Raw genomic sequence first — 16,606 nt, 5'->3', positions numbered from 1 at the left:
ACGGCTGGCATTCCTGAGAGTATTTCAACCAAAACATCAGACAATTAGTCTAAACTTGGTCGTGATGTCTACAGGCGCTTTTTCAGTTCAGCAGCAGGGAGCTTCGGCACAGCAACCGGGTGCAGCGGCACAGCAAGACGGTGCGGCAGCACAACAGCACGGTGCAGCGGCTCCGGTGAAGCGACCCCTCTCAAAAACCATTGCGGCCTATATTTCGCTGACAAAGCCCCGTGTTATGGAGCTTTTGCTGGTTGTGACGGTCCCCGCGATGATCCTCGCGCAAAACGGCCTGCCCAACCTTTGGCTGGTGCTTGCAACCCTGATCGGCGGCGCGATGAGCGCGGGCTCCGCGGGGGCGTTCAACTGCTATATCGACCGCGATATGGATCGCAAAATGCGTCGCACAAGCGGCAGACCCCTCGTCACCGGTGAGATTTCAGACCGTAACGCGCTGATCTTCGCCTGGGTGCTGGGTGTTGTGTCAATCGTTTGGTTACTCTTGACAACCAACTGGCTGGCTGCGCTGCTTGGGCTGCTCGCGATCTTCTTCTACGTCGTGATATATACGATTGTGCTGAAGCGCCACAGCGAACAAAACATTATCTGGGGTGGCATTGCAGGCTGCTTCCCGGTGCTTATCGGCTGGGCCGCCGTCACCGGCAATCTCGACTGGGGTGCGTGGATCTTCTTCCTTGTCATCTTCCTCTGGACGCCGCCGCACTACTGGCCGCTGTCGATGAAATACCGTGAGGACTATGCGGCAGCCGGTGTCCCGATGCTGGGTGTTGTGCGCGGCAGAATCACCGTAGGTTTGCAGATTATTCTTTACACCTGGGCGACGGTTGCGTGCTCTCTGCTGCTGATCCCAGTTGCAAACATGGGCATTGTTTACACGGTGCTCGCGGTCCTCTCCGGTGCCTACTTTATTATCGAGTCACACCTGCTCTACCACCACGCAATTTACGGCCGCGAGGGGAAGCCGATGCGGGTGTTCCACGGATCCATCAGCTACCTGACCGTGCTGTCGCTCGCGATCGCAATCGATCCGCTGCTGCCTTTCTAAGCGGTTTTCTTAAGCGGATCCGCCCAAGGCAAACGCCCGCAGCTAAACCCCGCTAGCCCAACACAACCCGATAGCAGAGCTGTCAGCTCACGGCGATTTTGCCGCGCACACTAAAAACCGCCCCGGCGCAATCTGCGCCAGAGCGGTTTTCTACAGCCTGTCTCGCGACTACTTCAGTCGGTCGAGGATCAACAGCAGGTCCTCGAAGGTTGTGCGCGGGTTGATCAGCGCAAAGCGCAGAACCGGTTCACCGTTGAAGGAGCTCGGAACCACGAAACCAACCTCGTCGGCAAGCAGCTCATCAGACCAGCGATCGTAGTCCTCCTGCTTCCACCCGCGACGTTTAAACACAACAACCGACAGCTCTGGCTCGCGCACCAGCTCAAGCTCCTTGCGCTTTTTAATCTCTGCTGCGGCACGGTCAGCGAGCTCAATCGAGTGGCTGATCGCCTCACGGTAAGCATCGGTGCCGTAAACAGCCAGTGAGAACCAGGTAGGCAAGCCACGCGCCCTGCGGGTCAGCTGGATCGCGTAGTCGGACGGGTTGAACTCTACGGTCTCGGTGAGCACGTCCAGGTACTCCGCCTTCTGGGTGTGCGCGCGGCGACCCTCCTCCGGGTCACGGTAGATGAGGGCGCAGGCATCGTAGGGGGAGAAGAGCCACTTGTGCGGATCCACAATAGCCGAATCAGCGTGCTCGAGGCCAGCGAACTTGTCGCGACGAATATCGGTGAGGGCCGCGGCGAGGCCGTAGGCGCCATCAACGTGCAGCCAGAAATCAAACTCAGACTTCAGCTCAGCAACCTCGTTGATTGCGTCAACGATTCCGAAGTTGGTTGCGCCACCGGTTGCAACAACCGCGCACACCGCCTCACCGTGTTCGGTTAGCGCCTCACGTACAGCGTCGCCGCGCAGTTTACCGTTCTTATCTCCGGGAACGAGCACCGCCTCAGCGCCCATCACGTGACAGGCTGACTTGATTGAGCTGTGGGCCTCTTTGCTGCAGATAATCTTCCAGCGACCGGTGAAGTTAGGGTTCTTACGCTGCGCCTTCTCACGCGCCGCAACAAGCGCGCTGAGGTTACCTACTGTGCCTCCCTGCACAAACACGCCACCGGCGGTTTCGGGGAACCCAAACTCCTTAGCGAGCCAGGCGAGCGTCTCATTTTCGGCGTGCACAACCCCGGATGCTTCTTTCCATGATCCACCAAAGATTGAACTGGCGCTAACCACAACGTCGAACGCCGCAGCGGCCTTGGTTGGAGCACTCGGAATAAAAGCGAGGTTGCGCGGATGCTCGGTTGTCACACACGCGGGAGCGAGCACGTGCTCGAAGAGTCCCAGCGCCCTGGCTGTGCCGATACCATCGGCGGTAATAGTCTTTCCTGCAAGCCGCTGCAGTTCACGCTCGGTTGAGCCACGGTCGATGGGGATATCGTCTGCGAGCAATCGTCGCTTGGAATAGTCGAGCACCAAATCAACAATGTGCTCAGAAAATGCAGAGTTGTCGTGCATTCTCGTTGTCATATTTTCTCCTATGTATTGAGTGTTTTAATTAGTCGTCTGCAAGCAATCTTATTGCTTTTTCTTTCACGCTGACCGGTTTTTTACAGCGTATTAAGGCAAACACGGTAATTGACGCGGTAACAGCGGCGAGCACCATGTGCACACCGACCGCAAACGGCGGTAAACCGAACCTCGCCTGGTAGACACCAACCGCGATCTGCACAATAATCACCAGCACCAGCGCAACCAGGTAACGCCACACAACCAGTTTCGCGAACAGCGCCCAGAGCAGCGCGATCAGCGCCATCGCCGCTAGCGCGTATCCCGGCCAGGCGTGGAAGTGGGCGAGCAGTTGTGCATCAATACCGTTGCGCAGCACGTTCGCGTCACCGGAGTGTGGGCCGTTCGCGGTAGTCAGCACACCGATAATAATTGTGATGCCAACGAGCGCAGAAACCAGGTGCAAAAGCATCAAGAACGACTCCGGCACAACCTTTTTACGCGGCCCCGGCGGGTATGGCATAACAGCGATAAACGCGGATGCAACGGCCACCAAAACCGTTGAGGCAACGTAGTGGATCCCGACAATCACCGGGTTAAGACCCGTCCACACCGTAATTCCGCCAACAACCGCCTGCAGCAGGATCCCGCCGATCACGATGAGGGCGAGCACAAACAGGTCACGTCGCTGTTTCCGCCAGCGCCACACCAGCACAATCACGGCGCCCGCAATCAGGCAGAGAACACCGGTCATCAAGCGGTTTCCGAACTCAATCGCGCTGTGCCAGCTGAGTTCACTGGTTGGCACCAGCGAGTCGGCTGTGCACAGCGGCCAGGTTGGGCAGCCGAGCCCGGATCCGGTCAATCGCACCGCCCCGCCGGTCGCAATAATTACCGTGTTTGCGATCATTGAAGCCCAGGCCGCAACCTTTAAAAGCGACCACTGTTTTTTATTTTCAGGTGCTATCGTGCCGGCATAGTCAGACAAGATTACCGATCCTTAAGTAGTTTCTGATTGGTGTTGCAACAAGCCAAGGTAAACCTTACTAAAGTTCAGCTCGATTTACCGGTAGAATTGCAAAACAAGAAATATCACTTATTTAAAGAATACTGCACTGTTGCGCCTAACCGTGGTTGAGATCATCACTGTGACTAGAAATCTACCCGAAACTTTAGGCTGCAATTGTTGCGTTGAAGGGGGAGGATGCGATGACAGACGTGCTCATTGATCGTCCGGAGCTACAGGATCTGGGCAACTACGAGTTCGGCTGGCACGACTCTGACAGTGCCGGCGCTAGCGCGAAACGCGGTTTAGACGAGGATGTGGTTCGCGACATCTCACGTCTCAAGAACGAACCAGAGTGGATGCTGAAACGCCGCCTGAAGGCGCTGCAGCTGTTTGATCGCAAGCCGATGCCGAGCTGGGGCGCTGACCTCTCTGATATCGACTTCGACAACATTAAATACTTTGTGCGTTCAACCGAGCGTCAGGCACAAACCTGGGAAGACCTGCCAGAGGACATTAAAAACACCTACGAGCGACTCGGTATCCCCGAGGCTGAGCGCCAGCGCCTGGTTGCCGGTGTTGCAGCGCAGTACGAGTCTGAGGTGGTTTACCACCAGATTCGTGAGGATCTTGAGGCGCAGGGCGTTATCTTCCTCGACACCGACACCGCGCTGAAAGAGCACCCGGAGATTTTCGAGGAGTACTTCGGCACCGTTATCCCGTCCGGCGATAACAAGTTTGCCGCACTCAACACCGCTGTCTGGTCTGGTGGATCCTTCGTCTACGTCCCGAAGGGCGTTCACGTAGAGATTCCACTGCAAGCCTACTTCCGCATCAACACCGAGAACATGGGGCAGTTCGAGCGCACCCTGATTATCGCGGACGAGGGCAGCTACGTCCATTACATTGAGGGCTGCACCGCCCCAATCTACAAAACCGACTCGCTGCACTCCGCGGTTGTTGAGATCATTGTCAAGAAGAACGCTCGCGTCCGCTACACAACAATCCAGAACTGGTCCACCAACGTTTACAACCTGGTGACCAAGCGCGCAATCGCGGAAGAGGGCGCAACCATGGAGTGGGTTGACGGCAACATCGGCTCAAAAGTTACCATGAAGTACCCGTCAATCTTCCTAACAGGTGAGCATGCCAAGGGTGAGACCCTGTCGGTTGCGTTTGCAGGCCCTGGACAGCACCAGGACGCTGGTGCGAAGATGATCCACTTGGCGCCGCACACCCAGTCATCGATTATCTCGAAGTCGATCGCCCGCGGCGGCGGTCGCGCAGGCTACCGTGGCGAGGTGCGGATCGCAGAGAACGCACACTCTTCAGCCAACTCGGTTATCTGTGACGCGCTGCTGGTTGACCGGATCTCCCGCTCCGACACCTACCCGGCGATTGATATTCGGGTTGATGATGTGCAGCTCGGCCACGAGGCAACCGTTACAAAGGTTAGTGAAGCACAGCTGTTCTACCTGATGAGCCGCGGCCTGGAGGAGACTGAGGCGATGAGCATGATTGTGCGCGGCTTTATTGAGCCGATCGCCAGAGAGCTGCCAATGGAATACGCTCTCGAGCTAAACAAGCTGATTGACATGAGCATGGAAGGATCCGTTGGCTAAACATGGGTATTAACCACAACGTTGAGAAGTTTGTTCCCGTCCAGACCCGTTCTGAGCGGCCAGCGTCATTCGACCTCAGTGATTTCAAACCGGTTAACGGCCGCGAGGCAGAGTGGCGTTACACCCCGGTGAAGCAGATTAGTGAACTGCTTGACGGTCCGCTGGTGAGCGCTAAACCCGCGATCGCTGACCCGAAAACCGCGGGTGTTGAAATCAGTTGGATTGGCCGCGACGACAGCCGTCTCGGCAGCACCCACGCTCCCGAGGATCTCGCCGCGATGCGGGCGTGGAACAGCTTCGATGAAGCGCTGTTGATTGAGGTTAGCGGCGAAGAGCAGAAACAGGCCGTGATCCGCCTCTCTGATTTCGGTGATGCCGCTGCAGCAGGTCACATTTTTGTTGATGTGAAACCACACGCGCAGGCACTCGTCATCCTCGCATACGAGGGCAACGCAAAACTCACAGAAACCGTCGAGATTAACGTCGGCGACGGCGCAAAGCTAACCTTCGTCACTCTCGCCGAGTGGGACGACAGCGCCAAGCACGTCTCAGCGCACCACGCCAAGATTGGCCGCGATGCCTTCCTGAAGCACATCGCAGTCACCCTAACAGGTGGTCTTGTGCGACTCAACCCGTCAGCCCACCTGGTTAACCAGGGCGGCGACGCCGAGCTGTTCGGCCTCTATTTCGCTGACCCGGGTCAGCACTTTGAGCACCAGGTGTGGATCAACCACCAGGCGCCAAACTGCCGCTCACGTGTTAACTACAAGGGTGCGCTGCAGGGCAAGGGTTCACACACCGTGTGGATCGGCGATGTGCTGATCGGCCCGGAGGCTGTTGGCACCGACAGCTACGAGGAGAACCGCAACCTGATTCTCGGATCAGGCCCGAAAGCCGACTCTGTTCCGAACCTGGAGATTGAGTGCGGCGATATTGAAGGAGCGGGTCACGCCTCAGCGACCGGCCGTTTTGAAGAGGATCAGCTGTTCTACCTGATGGCTCGCGGCATTGACGAGTTCACCGCTCGTCGCCTGGTTGTGCACGGCTTCTTGAACGAGATTGTGCAGGAGATCGACAACGAGGAGATCGCCGCTGAGCTGGAGGCGAAGCTGGAGACTGAGCTGGCGCGGTCCGACGCCGCAATCGCCGCGGGAGTGGGGCAGTAGCGGTGCCATTTGTGAGGGTTTGCCCGGCCGCAGAGGTGCAGGTTGACACACCGAAACGCATCGAGATTGCTGGCCAAGCAATTGCGGTTGTGCGCGATTCCGCCGGCGATGTTTACGCGATCGGCGACAGTTGCACACACGGCGAAATCTCACTCAGTGAGGGTTTTGTGGAGGATTGCACGCTAGAGTGCTGGGCACATGGTTCCAGGTTTTCTCTGAAAACCGGCTGGCCACAAAACCTTCCCGCCTACGAACCAGTTCCCGTTTACGCGGTTGAGATAACCGACGACGAAATTTTTATAGACCCGACTCCGATTTATAAGGATAAAGACGACTAATGTCAACACTAGAGATCCGTGACCTGCAGGTACAGGTTGAGACAGACAAAGGTATTAAAGAGATCCTGAAGGGCGTTGATCTGACCATCAACTCCGGCGAGATCCACGCGATTATGGGCCCAAACGGCTCCGGCAAATCAACCCTCGCATCAACCATCGCTGGCCACCCAAGCTACGAGGTGACCGGCGGATCCATCACCCTCGACGGTGAAGATGTGCTTGAGATGGAGGTTGATGAGCGCGCCAAGGCTGGCCTGTTCCTGGCGATGCAGTACCCGGTTGAGATTCCGGGTGTGACCATGGCGAACTTCCTGCGCACCGCAAAAACCGCTATCGACGGTGACGCGCCTCCGATCCGCGAGTGGATGAAGGACGTGAAAGCCGCGATGGCGAACCTACGCATGGGCGGCGAGTTCATGGAGCGCAACGTTAACGAGGGCTTCTCAGGCGGTGAGAAGAAGCGCGCCGAGATCCTGCAGCTGGAGCTGCTGAAGCCAAAGTTTGCGCTGCTCGACGAGACCGACTCCGGCCTTGACGTTGACGCGCTGCGCATCGTCTCCGAGGGCGTTAACCGCGCACACGACAACAACGACATGGGCGTGCTGCTGATCACCCACTACACCCGCATCCTCAACTACATTAAGCCAGACTTTGTGCACGTGTTTGTTGACGGCAAGGTTGCTGAGCAGGGCGGTCCTGAGCTCGCTGAGCGGCTTGAGGCTGAGGGTTACGACCGCTACCTCGATATTCAGCCGGCACAGGGCTAGAATAGCTAAGCAGCAACAGGTACGTGTAAGCAGAGGATGGTTTAGATGAGTTCACAGCCGACAATGCAGACAATTGACCCTGAGTTCCGTGAGCAGGCGATGGAGGCGTTGAAGAACGTTTCTGACCCGGAGCTTGGCGTTAACATCGTCGATCTCGGGCTGATCTATGATCTCGCATACGATCAGGCAAACGATGCGCTCGTGGTCAGCATGACACTGACAAGCGCCGGCTGTCCGCTCACCGACGTGATCGAGAACGACATCGCTGAGGCGCTTGACGGGCTGGTTGCGGCGTTCCGCATCAACTGGGTGTGGATGCCGCCCTGGACTCCGCAGCGGATCACCGAGGACGGCCGCGATATGATGCGCGCCCTCGGGTTCAGCATCTAGCCAGTCTCTTTCCTTGAGTGCCACAGTTTCTTAGGCTGTGGCACTCAACTTTTGTTTAACAGCCGCAACGAGGTTTTTCTTTTGATTCAAGCACAGGACTTAGCGATTGACGTTGGCGCCCGCCGCCTCATGTCTGGGGTCTCGTTCACCATCAACCCGGGTGACAAGGTCGGGCTGGTCGGCCGCAACGGCGCCGGTAAAACAACGCTGACAAAGGTCCTCTCGGGGGAGCTCAGTCCGAGCGAGGGCAGTGTCAGAATCAACGGCAAACTCGGATTCCTGCCGCAGGATCCCCGCAGCGGCGACCCCGAACAGCTGGCGCGGCACCGGATCCTTGACGCCCGCGGCCTCGGCACCCTGCAGCAGCAGATCGCAAGAGCCTCCGAGCAGATGTCGGATGCGGATCCGCTTGTCGCCGAAAAAGCGATGAAGCGCTTTGGCAACCTCACCGACCGGTTCCACGCGCTCGGCGGGTACTCCGCAGAGTCGGAGGCGGCAACCATTTCAAGCAATCTGGGGCTGCCTGACCGGGTGTTAAACCAGCCGCTGAAAACACTCTCGGGCGGTCAGCGCCGCCGCATTGAGCTCGCGCGGATCCTGTTCAGCGACGCCGACACGATGATCCTTGACGAGCCCACCAACCACCTGGACGCGGACTCGATTATGTGGCTGCGCGACTTTTTACGCTCCTATCGCGGCGGCTTGATCATTATCAGCCACGATGTTGATCTCGTTGATGAAACCGTTAACCGGGTGTTTTATCTTGACGCAAACCGTCAGGTGATTGACATCTACAACATGGGCTGGAAGCAGTATCTCCGCCAGCGCGCCGCCGACGAGGAGCGGCGCCGGAAGGAGCGCGCCAACACGATTAAGAAGGCGGACAGCCTGCGTGACCAGGCTGCTCGTTTCGGCGCGAAAGCCTCTAAGGCGGCAGCCGCGCAGCAGATGGTGCGCCGTGCCGAGAAGATGCTCAGCTCGCTAGAGCAGGAGCGGCAGGTGGATCGCGTCGCCAAGCTTCGCTTCCCGGATCCCGCGCCCTGCGGTAAAACCCCGCTGCAGGCGGCTGGCCTCAGCAAATCCTACGGCTCACTCGAGATTTTTGCGGGTGTGGATCTTGCTATCGACCGCGGCTCAAAGGTTGTTGTGCTGGGGCTCAACGGCGCCGGCAAAACCACGCTGCTGCGGTTACTCGCGGGCGTAGAAAAACCCGACACGGGGGAGTTAATCACCGGTCACGGCTTGAAACTCGGATACTACGCGCAGGAGCATGAAACGCTCGACGTCAAAAGTTCGGTTCTGCAAAACATGCTCTCCGCATCCCAGCACCTGACCGAGACGGAGGCGCGCAGGGTGCTCGGCTCGTTCCTGTTCAGCGGTGATGACGTGCACAAACCCGCTGGCGTGCTCTCCGGCGGTGAAAAAACCAGGCTGGCGCTTGCCACGCTGGTGGTTTCGAGCGCGAACGTGCTGCTGCTTGATGAGCCAACCAACAACCTTGACCCGGCCAGCCGCGAGGAGATTCTCTCCGCGCTTGCCGGATTCACGGGCGCGGTTGTGCTGGTCAGTCACGATCCTGGCGCGGTGAGCGCGCTCAACCCGGAGCGGGTGCTGATTATGCCGGACGCAACCGAGGATATCTTCACCGCCGAGTATCTGGAGCTGATCGAGCTCGCGTAGCGGGATCCGCCACGGGAGACGGTAGCAGGATCCACCGCAGGAGGGGAAGACTAGCGGGATCCGCCACCCGAGAGGCTAGTTCGCGTCCAGCCAGGCATCCTCAAGCTCGGCGTCACTAGCTTTGCGGCGCGCCTTTCTCGCTGCCCGTTTCTCGTCCATTCGCTTCACCTGAGCGGATCCGCGGTTAAAGTTCCTAAACTCCTGCTTTGCCGCGTAACCGACACCGCCGAGCGCGATCGCAATAAACACAACCCACTGCAGCGCGTAGGAGAGGTGCGGGCCTTCGTCCTTTTCTGGTTTCTTCGGCAGTTCGCCGTGCGGCATCTCAGGGTCCTCACTGATCAGCATGCCGTAGCTCGCGGTAATCAGCTCGGTGCTGTCTTTTAGCCCGGCGAGTTTTTTCAACTCCGGGACGTGGATGCTGCCCGCGGTGTGTTTTGTGGACTCCCTGCCCGCAACAATCGGCTCGCTAGCGCGCAGGCGCACGGTGACGGTCACCTGGGTGTCGGTTTTAGCAAGCGGCTGTTTCGCCAGCTCACTGTCGAGGGCGGCGGCGTCACCGGCGCTGTCACCAGCCCCGTAGTCGACCCAGCCGCGATCCACAAAAATAACCGGCCCATTGGTTATTTGAAACGCCTGCAGCAGGTCGGATCCGGTGCCGCTTGCCCCGGGACGGTTTCTAACCAGCACCGCCTCGCCCGTGTAGTGGCCGGTTGCGTAAGCCGGCAGCCACTTTTGCGCGTCCTCATCAAAACGCTCGTGATCGGTAACTATTTCCGTCAGCGGCTGCGGCTCGCGATCGTAGTTGGTGGCGATTCTCGCGATCTCAGCGCGCGCCTCCTCGCGGCGACTGAACTGCCAGTTTGACAGCAGCACACAGCCGATCGCGAAGATCAGCAGCATCGCGTAGTAGCCGAGCCAGCGCCTAGAGTAGAGGAAGCGCCAACCCTGATAGTCGTTTTCCTGGCGCGTCACAGCTCATCAACCCCTATGACGGAGATCGCAAAATTACGGTCGGCGAGGAAACTGTAGAGGCTGTCGCGGTGGATCCCGCAACTCAGCCAGGTTTTGTACCGGTCACCGCGATGAATCTTGGGGTTCTGCCAGCGCAGCGCAACGGTTGCCTCGGCTGTGCAGCCAGCTGCCGAGCAGGTGAAACGGTGCGGCATCTCGCCCGCGAGCAGGTTAATCATCGTGGATCCGTTCACCCCTCTGGCTGCGATCCGCCGGTGCATCAATAACGATAATCGGGGCGGCCTGCGGTTCCGGTTTCTCCGCTTCGGTTAGTGAGAGCGGGGTTACCTCGTCGGGTCTGGAGGTTGTGTGGCTTGGAGCAACAGCGTTTGCGACCATCACCGCAAAATAGGGGAGCACTACAGTGCCGATAACCGGGATCAGCATCCACCAGCCGCGCACCCAGATCAGCGAGAGCAGGCAGAGAACACGCATTGACATCGCGATTACGTAGCTGCGAAAGCGGTAGGCGCGATCCTCAGCCGGGTTAATCCCCGCGCTTGTGATGTCGTACGCTTCTGCCACCGATAACCTCCACAGCTAGTCTACCGCGCCCGCGCTGAGAGCCGCACCCTGAAAACCCAGAGCCGCTGACTTGCTGTTTAGACTCGCGTATCGCGGTTGGCTGCTGCGCGCTAATAGCTGTGTCAGAGGGTTAAACGGTAGGATAGGCGGGTAACCTAAGCCGCTTTAGCTGCAATACCAGCTCAACAGATCAAAGGAGCAGATATGACCGAATTCACCCCGCGCACCGTGCTAGTCACCGGCGGAAACCGCGGTATTGGCCGTGCCATTGCTGAGCACCTGATCGCGGCGGGTCACCGTGTCGCTGTTACCGCGCGCTCCGGTGAAGGACCCAAGGGCGCTCTGACCGTACACGCAGACGTTACCGACAGCGCGAGCATTGACGCGGCATTCACCGAGGTTGAGCAGCAGCTCGGCAACGTTGAGGTTGTTGTGGCTAACGCCGGCATCACCAGGGACACGCTGCTGCTGCGCATGACCGAGGAGGATTTCGCCGAGGTTATTGACACCAACCTGACAGGCACCTTCCGCGTTGTGAAGCGCGCAACCAAGGGTCTTTTGAAGGCGCGCTTCGGCCGCGTTATTCTGATCTCCAGCGTTGTCGGCCTGTACGGGTCACCCGGCCAGATCAACTACGCGTCATCTAAGGCGGCGCTCGTTGGTTTTGCGCGTTCTCTCACTCGTGAGCTGGGCGGCAGGAACATCACCGCCAATGTGGTTGCGCCTGGTTTTATTGAAACCGATATGACCGCGGTGCTCCCGGAGGAGCAGCAGAAGCAGTATCTAGCGAGTATCCCAGCGGGCAAGTTCGGCAGTGTTTCAGATATTGCCGCAACTGTTGCCTGGCTCGCAAGCGATGATGCCTCGTACATTTCCGGCGCGGTGATCCCGGTTGACGGTGGCCTCGGCATGGGCCACTAGGGCGCAGTTAGCAGCCAAGAGCTGACAAACGGCCCGGACTGTTTAAGCGGTCTGGGCCGTTTTTGCTGCACACGCCGCCGAGCGCTTTCCGCCAGCGTCTGCGGAGGCCAGAGTGGCCTTGCGCAGTCGAGAATTGAGCTTGGCCTAGAGCTTGTCGAGCAGGCTGATAGCCTCCGCGAGAGAGTGCTCCGCAACCAGGTCAGCGGCCTCGCGAACAATCGGCTTAGGCCGAAAACCGACCGCGAAGCGCGCGGCCCGCATCATCTCCAGATCGTTTGCGCCGTCGCCGATCGCGATTGTGTGCTCTGGCGGGATCCCAAACTGCTCACCCCAGGCACGCAAGTATTTAGCCTTTGCTGCGGCATCGACAATCTCTCCCACAACCCTGCCGGTGAGACTGTTGCCTTCGATCTCCAGGGTGTTTGCGTGCCAAACATCAACACCTGTCCCGGGGAGGAAAAGATCCAAAACCTCCATAAAGCCGCCGGAGACAACGCCGATCTTACCGTCGCGCGCTTTTACAGCGTCCACCAGCTCTGCAAAACCGGGGTTGAGAGTAATAGCGGAGGCAACCCGCTGGAACACACTGTCACTAACCCCCGCAAGCGTTGCAACCCGTGCGTTGAGGCTCTCCGCGAAATCGTAGCGTCCCTCCATCGCCAGTGTGGTGATCCGCGCAACCTCCTCACGTGTTCCCGCCGCGTCGGCGATCAGTTCAATAACCTCTTCGGCAATGGTTGTTGAGTCACAGTCAAGCACAACAAGTGATTTAATCGCAGTCATAGTAAACCATAATAACCCGTTTATTGGCGGGGCTTCTGTTGTTTTCCAGCGCTATCAAGTAAATTAAATTGCATGGTCAAGGTGATTAAGTGCAGTGATGTGAACTACGTGCGCGCAGGTCGCACAATTATCTCGAACCTCAACTGGGAAGTTGATAGCTCTGATCGGTGGATTATTATCGGCCCAAACGGTGCTGGTAAGTCAACCATCTTGAAGATGCTGGCGCTGCTTGACTACCCGTCCTCAGGAACGGTTGAGCTGCTCGGCAAACGCCTCGGGCGAGTCGACATTAATGAGCTCCGCCCGAGCATCGGGGTTGTGACAAGCGAGTCAGCGAGGCGGATCCCGGCGGGGGAGAAGGCACTTAACGTTGTGATGACCGCGGCCTACGGTGTCTCCGGTCGTTGGAACGAGTACTATGACGAGCTCGACGAAAAACGGGCACTGCGGGTTATGAGCGAGTGGGGTGTTGACTCTCTCGCAGAGCGCAGTTTCGGCACGCTCAGCGACGGGGAGAAGAAACGCACCCTGATCGCAAGAGCAGTGATGACGGATCCCGAGCTGCTGCTGCTTGATGAACCCGCAGCGAGCATCGACCTGGGCGGGCGTGAGGAGCTCGTTAAAACCCTCTCCGGGTTTGCTTCGTCACCGTTCTCACCAGCGATGGTGATGGTGACACACCACGTTGAGGAGATTCCGCCAGGGTTTACGCACGCGCTGCTGCTCAATAAGGACGGCAGTGTGCTCGCGCAGGGGTCGATTAACGAGGTTGTGACCGGTGAAAACTTAAGCAATCTATTTGGCGTGCGTCTCGGGGTGCACCAGCTCAATGGCAGGTTTAGCGCCTCAGCAATCTAGCCCTATTTACACTTGATAGAGGGGGGATCAAGTATGTCAATCGCGATTGAAACCAACCAGCTGCAAAAGCTATTCGGTCAGAAAGCTGCCGTTCACAACTTTAATCTGCGGGTGCCGCAGGGGAGCATGTTTGGCGTTGTTGGCCCGAACGGTGCCGGTAAAACCACCGCACTGTCGATGATCACGGGGCTTCTACAGCCAACGGCGGGCGAGATCTCGGTGCTCGGGCACAGTGTCTGGCCGGATCCACTCACCATCAAGGCTCTAATCGGGGTGCTGCCCGACGGCATCCGCACCTTCGACCGATTGACTGGCGCGGAACTGCTCAGGTACACTGGACAGCTGCGCGGTCTGCCGCTTCACGAGGTACAGGAACGCAGCGATTCACTGCTGAACCTGCTCGGGCTAACGGAGGCACGCAACAAGCTGATCACCGACTACAGCGCCGGTATGAAGAAGAAGATTCAGCTGGCAGCGGCCCTGATCCACAATCCGAAACTGATTATTCTCGATGAACCGTTTGAGGCGGTGGATCCTGTCTCCTCCGAGACGATTCGCGGGATTCTGCGCCAGGTGGTTGTGCGCGGCGGAACCGTTGTGCTCTCCAGCCACGTCATGGAGCTGGTTGAGAAACTGTGCGACAGCGTTGCGATTGTTCACCAGGGCACGATTATCGCGCAGGGCTCGGTTGCCGAGGTGAGCGGCGGTATCAGCCTGCAGAACCGTTTTGTTGAGCTGGTTGGCGGCGCTACACAGGTTGGTGATGAACTGTCATGGCTTGGATAATCACGAAACTGAGCTGGCGGCTGCTCTTTAACCGGCTGCGCGGCAACGTCTGGGCGATTGTCGGAACCGTTTTCGGCGCCCTCTACGGGCTGTTTATTATCGTCAGCTTCTTTTTAGCGGCAATTGGTTTGCGGATCACCGCTGACCTGCAGCTGTCAGCGAGCATCACCGTGTTTGCCGCGGCTGTGATCGGTATTATCTGGATTATTGTCGGGCTGGTTAAGGGCATCGACTCGGCGATTGAACCGGAACGTTTCGCGCTGCTGCCGCTCACCAGGAGGCAGCTCAGCACGGGGATCCTGCTCGCCAACATTTGCAGTGTCACCGGGATAACCATCGCGCTAACCCTCGTCACAACCTGGATCATCTGGAGCCACTCCGTGATCACCCTGATTGCCGCGGTGATCGCGACACCGATTGCGCTGCTGCTCTGGGTGCTTTTGTCACGGCTGGTCGCTGACGCGCTCAACGGCGGTAACGTTGACCGCGGTAAAAAAGAGCTGATTACGCTGGTTTTGATGGTCACTCTCAGCTTCGGCGGACTGATCGTGGGGTTTGTCAGCAAGCTTATCGCTGACGCTGTGTTTAACTTTGCGGACGACCCGGAGGGGCTAGTGAACGCTGTGCACAGCGCCGCTGGCTATGTGCAGTGGATCCCGTTTGCCTCGCCGTTCGCGTTCGTGATGCAGGTTGCCGAGGGTAATTTCACACTGGCCGTGCTGCACCTGCTGCTTAGCGGGCTCTACATTGTCGGCGCCTACGTGCTGTGGTCGAGGGGAGTGGCGAGCAGACTCACCTCACCACGCCTCACCGCCGCCAGCAAGGATATAAAACACGATAGTTTTGTGCAGCGGATCTTCCCGCTAACACCGGTGGGGGCAATTGCGACGCGGAAACTGATCTATCAGCTGCGAGATAACCGGCAGCGACTAAACGCTATTGTGACATTCCTACTGCCGGTAGCTCTCGGGCTTTTCTACTATTTCCTCGGGATCTTTCCGGCAAACGATTTCTTTGTCTATCTCCCGCTGCTGATGGTGCTGACCGTCACCAGTGTAGGGCTGCTCGAGTTCGCCTATGACGGCGAGAGTCTGACGTATGATATTGCTGTCGGTGTCAAAGGCAAAACTGACCGTCAGGGTAGGCTGCTCGCTCTGCTCACACTCTATCTGCCGATGGCAGCGCTGGCGACACTGATTATCGCTGCGGTGACACAGCAGTGGGCACACTTTGTGCCGGCGCTGATTGTGATAGTGTCCTTCGTCGCCGTTGGTCTCGCGCTTGGACTGTTCTTCAGCCCGATCTTTCCGGGATCCGCCCCGAGCATTGACGATAGCCCGTTTGGGAAGGGGAGCAGCGGCGGTATTCACAGCCTGATTGTGATGCTGATCACGATTATTGTGATGCCGCTTGTGATGCTGCCCGCAGCGCTGCTGATTCTCGTGTCTGCGGGGAACCTCGCGCTGATTGTCGGCGGCTGCGCTTACAGCGTGGTGGTTGCGGTGCTCAGCTGCCTTTGCGCAGTGCACTTTAGTGCGAAGATCTACGAGGCGAGACAGCTGGCGGTTTTGCAGCACATTAGTAAGTAGCAGATGGGCTTTCGCTTAGGCGGATGAGCTTTCGCTCGCGCGGATTAAAACACACTGGCTGTTTGGTTAGCAATTTATCGTGTTGTTCTGCTAGAGTTGATGTTTGTGCGAGTATTCGCAAGACTTAGGCATTGGCAAAAACCAATTCACAACTTATAAGGATTATTATGCAGACTGATATCCACCCGGATTACCAGGCGATCGTATTCCGCGACCTCGCTTCAGGTGAGACATTCCTGACCCGTTCAACAATGACAAGCGACAAGACCATTGAGCTTGACGGTGTCACCTACCCGCTGATCGACGTTGAAATCTCAAGCGCTTCACACCCGTTCTACACCGGTAAGCAGCGTATTCTCGACTCAGCTGGTCGTGTTGAGAAGTTCAACCAGCGCTTCGCTGGTTTCGGTCAGTAAACACCTGCCGAACAACTTAAAAACGGGGATCGCGCTAGCGTGGTCCCCGTTTTCGTGTCGGCTGGGTGAGATGGCCTGTTAGCTCTAGGGTAAGTGGACAGATTGTGTGGCATTTCTTCCGCTGCTTCCCAGTGTTTCCATGCCCTGTAGAGGGGTTAAAGTTCCGGCGACTCAAC

The 16,606-nt window shown here is 58.0% G+C and carries 18 protein-coding genes; 12 read left to right on the top strand and 6 right to left on the bottom strand.

What is annotated here, in order from left to right; all coding sequences use genetic code 11:
• The first annotated feature begins 64 nt into the window (after nt 1-64).
• Nucleotides 65-1,063 carry a heme o synthase gene (locus EII30_RS03745; RefSeq protein WP_124885996.1) on the top strand — a complete coding sequence of 333 codons (999 nt, stop codon included), beginning with the start codon at nt 65-67 and terminating at the stop codon, nt 1,061-1,063.
• 168 nt (nt 1,064-1,231) lie between these two features.
• Here EII30_RS03745 and EII30_RS03740 read toward each other — a convergent pair whose 3' ends face one another.
• Both EII30_RS03740 and EII30_RS03735 read right to left on the bottom strand, forming a co-directional pair.
• Nucleotides 1,232-2,590, bottom strand: coding sequence for an aminotransferase class V-fold PLP-dependent enzyme (locus EII30_RS03740; protein ID WP_124885995.1), 1,359 nt, complete (start codon nt 2,588-2,590; stop codon nt 1,232-1,234).
• Between the two features lie 28 nt (nt 2,591-2,618).
• Entirely contained in the window at nt 2,619-3,557 is a 939-nt protein-coding gene (locus EII30_RS03735) for a heme A synthase (protein ID WP_233569267.1), read from the bottom strand.
• Between the two features lie 221 nt (nt 3,558-3,778).
• On the opposite strand from EII30_RS03735, the gene sufB reads away from it, so the two are divergent.
• From sufB to EII30_RS03705, 6 genes are all read left to right on the top strand, one after another.
• A complete protein-coding gene (sufB, locus tag EII30_RS03730) occupies nt 3,779-5,197 on the top strand; it encodes a Fe-S cluster assembly protein SufB (protein ID WP_124885994.1) in 1,419 nt (472 codons plus the stop codon).
• Between the two features lie 2 nt (nt 5,198-5,199).
• On the top strand, nt 5,200-6,363 hold the full coding sequence (gene sufD / locus EII30_RS03725; RefSeq protein WP_124885993.1) for a Fe-S cluster assembly protein SufD: 1,164 nt from the start codon (nt 5,200-5,202) through the stop codon (nt 6,361-6,363).
• A 2-nt stretch (nt 6,364-6,365) separates the two neighbouring features.
• Complete coding sequence (locus EII30_RS03720; protein ID WP_124885992.1) at nt 6,366-6,701, top strand: non-heme iron oxygenase ferredoxin subunit; 336 nt, start codon at nt 6,366-6,368, stop codon at nt 6,699-6,701.
• On the top strand, nt 6,701-7,468 hold the full coding sequence (gene sufC, locus EII30_RS03715; protein ID WP_124885991.1) for a Fe-S cluster assembly ATPase SufC: 768 nt from the start codon (nt 6,701-6,703) through the stop codon (nt 7,466-7,468). Before EII30_RS03720 ends, sufC begins: the two co-directional genes overlap by 1 nt.
• Before the next feature lie 45 nt (nt 7,469-7,513).
• Nucleotides 7,514-7,858, top strand: a complete 345-nt coding sequence (locus tag EII30_RS03710) for a metal-sulfur cluster assembly factor (RefSeq protein ID WP_233569266.1) — start codon at nt 7,514-7,516, stop codon at nt 7,856-7,858.
• A 129-nt stretch (nt 7,859-7,987) separates the two neighbouring features.
• Nucleotides 7,988-9,538, top strand: coding sequence for an ABC-F family ATP-binding cassette domain-containing protein (locus EII30_RS03705; protein ID WP_370266968.1), 1,551 nt, complete (start codon nt 7,988-7,990; stop codon nt 9,536-9,538).
• A gap of 75 nt (nt 9,539-9,613) precedes the next feature.
• On the opposite strand, the gene EII30_RS03700 is transcribed toward EII30_RS03705, so the two are convergent.
• Genes EII30_RS03700 through EII30_RS03690 form a run of 3 tightly spaced genes read right to left on the bottom strand, consistent with a single transcriptional unit; the run spans nt 9,614 to nt 11,077 of the window.
• The gene (locus EII30_RS03700; protein ID WP_233569265.1) at nt 9,614-10,513 is read right to left on the bottom strand and encodes an SURF1 family protein; all 900 of its coding nucleotides are present in this window, start codon (nt 10,511-10,513) and stop codon (nt 9,614-9,616) included.
• Nucleotides 10,510-10,731: a hypothetical protein gene (locus EII30_RS03695; RefSeq protein ID WP_199731557.1), complete on the bottom strand. Its 222-nt coding sequence runs from the start codon at nt 10,729-10,731 to the stop codon at nt 10,510-10,512. Before EII30_RS03695 ends, EII30_RS03700 begins: the two co-directional genes overlap by 4 nt.
• A complete protein-coding gene (locus EII30_RS03690) occupies nt 10,724-11,077 on the bottom strand; it encodes a DUF3099 domain-containing protein (protein WP_124885989.1) in 354 nt (117 codons plus the stop codon). The genes EII30_RS03695 and EII30_RS03690 overlap by 8 nt, the downstream gene beginning before the upstream one ends.
• 204 nt (nt 11,078-11,281) lie before the next feature.
• Between EII30_RS03690 and EII30_RS03685 the strand changes: the two genes are divergently transcribed.
• Nucleotides 11,282-11,998, top strand: a complete 717-nt coding sequence (locus tag EII30_RS03685) for a beta-ketoacyl-ACP reductase (RefSeq protein ID WP_124885988.1) — start codon at nt 11,282-11,284, stop codon at nt 11,996-11,998.
• A gap of 144 nt (nt 11,999-12,142) precedes the next feature.
• Here the strand turns inward: EII30_RS03685 and serB are convergent, their stop codons facing one another.
• Nucleotides 12,143-12,781, bottom strand: a complete 639-nt coding sequence (serB, locus tag EII30_RS03680) for a phosphoserine phosphatase SerB (protein WP_124885987.1) — start codon at nt 12,779-12,781, stop codon at nt 12,143-12,145.
• Nucleotides 12,782-12,853: 72 nt separating this feature from the next.
• Here serB and EII30_RS03675 point away from each other — a divergent pair, with 72 nt between their 5' ends.
• The 4 genes from EII30_RS03675 (at nt 12,854) to EII30_RS03660 (ending at nt 16,430) form a co-directional block, all read left to right on the top strand.
• Entirely contained in the window at nt 12,854-13,639 is a 786-nt protein-coding gene (locus EII30_RS03675; RefSeq protein ID WP_124885986.1) for an ABC transporter ATP-binding protein, read from the top strand.
• A gap of 33 nt (nt 13,640-13,672) precedes the next feature.
• Nucleotides 13,673-14,425, top strand: a complete 753-nt coding sequence (locus tag EII30_RS03670) for an ABC transporter ATP-binding protein (protein WP_124885985.1) — start codon at nt 13,673-13,675, stop codon at nt 14,423-14,425.
• Complete coding sequence (locus EII30_RS03665; protein ID WP_124885984.1) at nt 14,413-16,014, top strand: hypothetical protein; 1,602 nt, start codon at nt 14,413-14,415, stop codon at nt 16,012-16,014. The genes EII30_RS03670 and EII30_RS03665 overlap by 13 nt, the downstream gene beginning before the upstream one ends.
• Nucleotides 16,015-16,181: 167 nt before the next feature.
• Nucleotides 16,182-16,430 (top strand): type B 50S ribosomal protein L31, encoded by a 249-nt coding sequence (locus EII30_RS03660; RefSeq protein ID WP_124885983.1) that lies wholly within the window; start codon nt 16,182-16,184, stop codon nt 16,428-16,430.
• Nucleotides 16,431-16,606 lie beyond the last annotated feature (176 nt).

Origin of the sequence: Leucobacter sp. OH1287 (assembly GCF_003859945.1) — a bacterium.
Classification (GTDB): Bacteria; Actinomycetota; Actinomycetes; order Actinomycetales; family Microbacteriaceae; genus Canibacter.
The sequence above is the reverse complement of the archived record's forward strand: the minus strand, read 5'-3'. Positions and strand labels throughout refer to the sequence as shown.